Below are 5,850 nucleotides of genomic sequence, written 5' to 3' on the forward strand. Positions count from 1 at the left end.
GGAACAATCGAAGAACGTGATCTACACCGGCCAGGAAGCGACCCAGCAGATCCTCGCCGGCCTCGACTGGATCGCGAAGGAGAAAAAGGCAAAAACCTTCTATCTCGTCGGCTCCGACTACATCTGGCCGCGCACCTCGATGAAGATCGCCCGCAAGCATATTGAAACCGTGCTGAAGGGGCAGGTCGTCGGCGAGGACTACTACCCGCTGGGCAACACCCAGTTCGGCTCGCTCATCAACAAGATGAAGCTGAAAAAAGCCGACGTGATCTTCTCGGCAGTGGTGGGCGGATCGAACGTCGCCTTCTACAAGCAGCTGAAGGCGGCCGGCGTGACTGCCGACAAGCAGACGCTGCTCACGCTGTCGGTCACCGAGGATGAAATGCTCGGCATCGGCGGCGAGAACGTCGAAGGCTTCTATGCATCGATGAAGTATTTCCAGAGCCTCGATAACCCCAACAACAAGAAGTTCGTTGCCGACTTCAAGGCGAAGTACGGCCCCGGCGCGGTTGTGGGCGACGTCACGCAGGCGGCTTACCTCGGCCCGTGGCTGTGGAAGGCGGCGGTGGAGAAAGCCGGCAGCTTCGACGTCGACAAGGTGGTTGCCGCATCCAAGGACATCGAGCTGAAGATCGCGCCGGAAGGGTATGTGAAGGTGCATCCGAATCATCACCTGTGGAGCAAGACAAGGATCGGCCAGGCGCAGAAGGACGGCCAGTTCAAGGTGGTGTACGAGTCGGGCCTGATCGAGCCGAATCCGTTTCCGAAGGGGTATCAGTAAGCACAGTAATGACCCACGTCTGACTCCGGGCTCCTTCCCCCTTTTAGGGGGGCGTAGCAGGGCATTCGGACAACATGTTGTCCGCCTGCGGAGCGGATTGTGCGTAAGCACAGTCCTCTTGGCTGGGATGGGGGTAGGGAGGTCGATTCAACGCATGCAGTCGGTCGACCTCACCACCCCCTCCCTAACCCTCCCCCTGAAAGGGAGGAGGGGACCTGACGGAGCGTGCGCAAGCTGAAGCGTTTCAAGAACATACCGGAGCACCCCCCCATGACCTCACTATCCGAATTCGGCGCCATCTTCGCCATGCAGGGCTTCAACGGCCTGTCGGTTTTCTGCGTACTGCTGCTGATGGCGCTCGGCCTGGCCATCATCTTCGGCCAGATGGGCGTGATCAACATGGCGCATGGCGAGTTCCTCACCATCGGCGCCTACATGACCTACCTGCTGTCCACGCTGACCACGACCTACGCGCCGGCCTTCCAGCCGTACTACTTCTTCCTCGCGGTGGTGCTGTCCTTCCTCGCGGCCTACGGCATCGGCTACCTCACCGAGTGGCTGATGATCAGCAAGCTCTATAAACGTCCGCTCGATACGCTGCTCGCGACCTGGGGCCTGAGCCTGGCGATGCAGCAGGCATTCCGCTCCATTTTCGGCGCCAAGGAGGTGAGCGCCACCCTGCCTGACTGGCTGATGGGCTCCTTCAAGCCGACCGAGAACATCGACATTCCCATCAACGGTCTCTTCATGATGTGCATCACCGTCCTGCTCACCGGCGGCATCTTCGTGCTGCTGTTCCGGTCCCGGTGGGGACTGCAGGTGCGGGCGACGATGCAGAACCGGCTGATGAGCGGCGCGGTCGGCATCAATACCCGCAAGGTCGACCGCACTACCTTCGCGCTCGGCTGCGGTGTGGCCGGCGTGGCGGGCGCGGCCTTCACCACCATCGGTTCGACCGGCCCCACCAGCGGCTCGCTGTACATCGTCGACACCTTCCTGGTGGTGGTGTTCGGCGGCGCGCAAAGCCTGATCGGCACCATCGTCTCGGCCTTCTCGATCGCCCAGACGCAGTCGACCTCCGAGTTCTTCATGACCGGCTCGATGGCCAAGGTGCTCACGCTGTCCGCGGTGATCCTGATCCTGATGCTGCGTCCGCAGGGCCTGTTCGCCGCAAAGATCCGAAAGTAAACCGCGCAATTGAAAGGAATCATCATGCATGCGGCATATGAAAAAATGTTCGGCGGCAAATCGGGACTGGGAGGGCTGTTGCTGCTCGCCTTGCTGCTGGTGGTCGTCTTTCCCCTGACGCTCGATCTCTTCCGGCTGAACCTCGTCGGCAAGTATCTGACCTATGCGTTCGTTGCCGTCGGACTGGTGCTGTGCTGGGGATACGGCGGCATCCTGAGCCTCGGCCAGGGCGTGTTCTTCGGGCTGGGCGGCTATTGCATGGCAATGTTCCTGAAGCTGGAAGCATCCGACCCGGTCAGCACGAAAATCCAGTCCACCCCCGGCATCCCCGACTTCATGGACTGGAACCAGATCACGCAATTGCCGATGTTGTGGGAACCGTTCCACAGCCTCACCTTCACCTTGTTCGCGGTGGTGGCGGTGCCGGTGCTGCTGGCCTTCATCATCGGCACGGCGATGTTCAAGCGGCGGGTCGGCGATGTGTACTTTTCGATCGTCACCCAGGCGATCGCCGCGATTCTCACCATCCTCATCATCGGCCAGCAGGGCCTGACCGGGGGCGTCAACGGCATCACTGACCTGAAGACCATGCTCGGCTGGGATATCCGCACCGACTCCGCCAAGCTGACGCTGTATTTCATCAATGCCGGACTGCTGCTCGGCTGCATCCTGCTGGGGCGCTTCATCCTGAATTCCAAGCTCGGGCGCCTGCTGATGGCGATGCGCGACAAGGAAGAGCGGGTGCGCTTTTCCGGGTACGACGTGGCCAGCTTCAAGATCTTCGTGTTCTGCATCGCGGCGGCATTCTCCGCCATCGGCGGCGCGATGTTCACGCTGCAGGTCGGCTTCATGTCGCCTTCCTTCGTCGGCATCGTACCGTCGATCGAGATGGTGATCTTTGCCGCGGTGGGCGGACGCATGTCGCTGCTCGGCGCAGTCTACGGGGCACTGCTGGTGAACTTTGGCAAGACCTATTTTTCAGAAACCTTCCCGGAACTCTGGCTGTTCCTGATGGGCGGCCTGTTCATCGCGGTGGTCATGTACTTTCCGAACGGCCTGGCGGGTTTGTATGAAAGCCACGGCAAGAAATTGCTGGCGCGCTTCAAGCGGCCGTCGCCGAAGTTGGCGAAGGAGGTCAAGGTGCACAGGCCGCAGAAATCGGGCTTGCCTGCGAAGGACAACGTCACACTGCCGGCCGCCGGCCTGGAGGCATCCAAATGAGCAAGCAACCAATCGGCGTACAAGCCCAGCACCGTCCAGTGCTGGCGATCGAAGGCCTGACCGTCTCGTTCGACGGCTTCAAGGCGGTGGACGACCTGAACCTCTATGTCGACCGCAACGAGGTGCGGGTGGTGATCGGCCCCAACGGCGCAGGCAAGACGACGGTGCTGGACCTGATCTGCGGCAAGACCGCGTCCACCGCCGGCAGCATCCAGTTCAACAACCTCGAACTCACCAAAATGCGCGAGCACGACATCGTCCGCGCCGGGGTTGGGCGCAAATTCCAGACCCCATCCATCTATGAAAACCTGACCGTCTTCGAAAACCTCGAAGTGTCCTTTCCGCGCGGTCGCAAGGTATTCGGCGCGCTCGTTTTCAAGCGCGCGCCGGACGTGGTCGAGCGCATCGAGCGCATCGCAGAAGAGATCTTCCTCACCGAACAGCTGCACCAGCAGGCAGACCTCCTGTCGCATGGACAGAAGCAGTGGCTGGAGATCGGCATGCTGCTGATGCAGGAACCGGAGCTGCTGATGCTGGACGAGCCGGTGGCGGGCATGAGCGTCTCGGAGCGTGAAAAGACCGCCGAGCTGCTCGGCCGCATCAGCAAGGGTCGCTCGGTGCTGGTGATCGAGCACGACATGGAATTCGTCAAGAGCATCGCGCACAAGGTGACTGTCCTGCACCAGGGAAAAATCCTGGCGGAGGGCAGCATGGATGCGGTGCAGTCGAACCCGAAGGTCATCGAAGTTTATCTGGGCCACTGATTTCAGGAGCACATCATGTTCAATGTTTCGCATCTCGCCTCGGGCTACGGCCAGAGCCAGGTCATCCACGACATCAATCTCAACGTGGGGAAGCAGGAAATCGTCGCGGTGATGGGCCGCAACGGCATGGGTAAGACCACGCTTTTCAAGACGCTGATGGGCGTGCTGCCGGCGCGCGGCGGCAGCGTGCGCGTCGACGGCAAGGAGGTCGGCGGACTGGAAAGCTACCAGAGGGTGGAAAGCGGCATCGCCTACGTGCCGCAGGGGCGCATGATTTTTTCCAACATGACAGTGCTGGAGAACATCCAGACCGGCTTGCCGGCTAGCGCCGGCGGCAAGGTGCCTGAGGAACTGTATGCGCTGTTTCCGGTGCTGCACGACATGCGCTCCCGCAAGGGCGGCAACCTGTCGGGCGGACAGCAGCAGCAACTCGCCATCGCCCGCGCGCTCGCCACCAACCCGAAGGTGCTTTTGCTGGACGAGCCGACCGAAGGCATCCAGCCGTCGATCATCAAGGACATCGCCCGGACCTTGAAGGAAATCCGCAAGCTGCGGCAGCTCACGATCATCGTGTCGGAACAGGTGCTCAGCTTCACGCTGGAGATCGCCGACCGCTTCCTGGTGATCGACAAGGGCCGTTTTGTTTACGAAGACACGCGCAATCGTGTCGACGCGGCGACCATCAGCCGCTATCTGTCTGTATAGAGGTCAACTACTGGAAGGAGTGAAGCATGAGGCATGGTGACATATCAAGCAGCAAGGACGGCGTCGGCGTGGCGGTGGTCAATTACAAGATGCCGCGCCTGCACACGAAGGCGGAAGTGCTCGGCAACGCCCGCAAGATCGGAGAAATGCTGGTGGGCATGAAGCAGGGCCTGCCCGGCATGGACCTGGTGATCTTCCCGGAGTACTCGACGCACGGGATCATGTATGACAGACAGGAGATGCTCGACACCGCCGCCGTGATACCGGGCGAGGAAACCGAGATCTTTGCCGCCGCCTGCCGCAAGGCAAACGTCTGGGGCGTGTTCTCGCTGACCGGCGAGCGGCACGAGGAGCATCCGAGAAAGGTGCCGTACAACACCCTGGTGCTGATCAACAACAAGGGCGAGATCGTGCAGAAGTACCGCAAGATCATGCCCTGGACACCGATCGAGGGCTGGTATCCGGGCGACTGCACCTATGTCACCGAAGGCCCGAAGGGCCTGAAGATCAGCCTCATCATCTGCGATGACGGCAACTACCCGGAAATCTGGCGCGACTGCACGATGAAGGGCGCGGAACTGATCGTGCGCTGCCAGGGCTACATGTACCCGGCCAAGGACCAGGAAATCCAGGTTTCCAAGACCATGGCATGGATGAACAACGTTTACGTCGCGGTGGCCAACGCCACCGGCTTCGACGGCGTCTACTCCTACTTCGGCCACTCCGCCGTCATCGGCTGCGATGGCCGCACGCTGGGCGAATGCGGCACGGAGGAAATGGGCATCCAGTATGCCGAGCTCTCGATCAGCGGCATCCGGGATATGCGGCGCAATGCGCAATCGCAGAACCATATCTACAAGCTCCTGCATCGCGGCTACACCGGCAAGATCAATTCGGGTGAAAGCCCCGAGGGCGTGGCGGCGTGTCCGTTCGAGTTCTACCGGACATGGGTGAACGATGCGGATGCGGCGCGCAGGCAGTCGGAGGGATTGACGCGGTCGACGGCGGGGACGCCGGAGTGCCCGATTGAGGGGATACCGCATCAGACGGCGGAGGTCGTGCAGTTTGAGCCGTTGCGGGTGGCGGGTGGGGACAAGTAACGGTTGCGAGCGAAACAGCCTTTTTCCGCTTGTAATCGGCGACGTGGAAAGGTTGTAAGCGAACCGGCTCCTTCCCCCTTGCAGGGGATGA

The 5,850-nt window shown here is 61.2% G+C and carries 6 protein-coding genes; all 6 read left to right on the forward strand.

All coding sequences use genetic code 11. The features are described 5' to 3' along the window. On the forward strand, positions 1 to 781 hold a 781-nt coding region (locus V7080_RS23025; protein WP_334190716.1), incomplete at its 5' end, for a transporter substrate-binding protein. A gap of 270 nt (positions 782 to 1,051) precedes the next feature. Next, entirely contained in the window at positions 1,052 to 1,969 is a 918-nt protein-coding gene (urtB, locus tag V7080_RS23030; RefSeq protein ID WP_334190717.1) for an urea ABC transporter permease subunit UrtB, read from the forward strand. A gap of 24 nt (positions 1,970 to 1,993) precedes the next feature. Then, positions 1,994 to 3,190, forward strand: coding sequence for an urea ABC transporter permease subunit UrtC (urtC, locus tag V7080_RS23035; protein WP_334190718.1), 1,197 nt, complete (start codon positions 1,994 to 1,996; stop codon positions 3,188 to 3,190). Then, positions 3,187 to 3,954 carry an urea ABC transporter ATP-binding protein UrtD gene (gene urtD / locus V7080_RS23040; RefSeq protein ID WP_334190719.1) on the forward strand — a complete coding sequence of 256 codons (768 nt, stop codon included), beginning with the start codon at positions 3,187 to 3,189 and terminating at the stop codon, positions 3,952 to 3,954. Before urtC ends, urtD begins: the two co-directional genes overlap by 4 nt. 15 nt (positions 3,955 to 3,969) lie before the next feature. After that, positions 3,970 to 4,659, forward strand: a complete 690-nt coding sequence (gene urtE / locus V7080_RS23045) for an urea ABC transporter ATP-binding subunit UrtE (RefSeq protein WP_334190720.1) — start codon at positions 3,970 to 3,972, stop codon at positions 4,657 to 4,659. Between the two features lie 26 nt (positions 4,660 to 4,685). Beyond that, entirely contained in the window at positions 4,686 to 5,759 is a 1,074-nt protein-coding gene (locus V7080_RS23050; protein WP_334190721.1) for an aliphatic amidase, read from the forward strand. The last annotated feature ends 91 nt before the right edge of the window (positions 5,760 to 5,850 follow it).

The organism is Noviherbaspirillum sp. (genome assembly GCF_036846085.1).
Classification (GTDB): domain Bacteria; phylum Pseudomonadota; class Gammaproteobacteria; order Burkholderiales; family Burkholderiaceae_D; genus Noviherbaspirillum.

Excerpts from the sequence above, each read along its gene's own strand:
- urtB (WP_334190717.1), top strand. The coding sequence starts at position 1,052 with ATGACCTCACTATCCGAATTCGGCGCCATCTTCGCCATGCAGGGCTTC.
- urtE (WP_334190720.1), top strand. The coding sequence starts at position 3,970 with ATGTTCAATGTTTCGCATCTCGCCTCGGGCTACGGCCAGAGCCAGGTC.
- urtC (WP_334190718.1), top strand. The coding sequence starts at position 1,994 with ATGCATGCGGCATATGAAAAAATGTTCGGCGGCAAATCGGGACTGGGA.
- V7080_RS23050 (WP_334190721.1), top strand. The coding sequence starts at position 4,686 with ATGAGGCATGGTGACATATCAAGCAGCAAGGACGGCGTCGGCGTGGCG.
- urtD (WP_334190719.1), top strand. The coding sequence starts at position 3,187 with ATGAGCAAGCAACCAATCGGCGTACAAGCCCAGCACCGTCCAGTGCTG.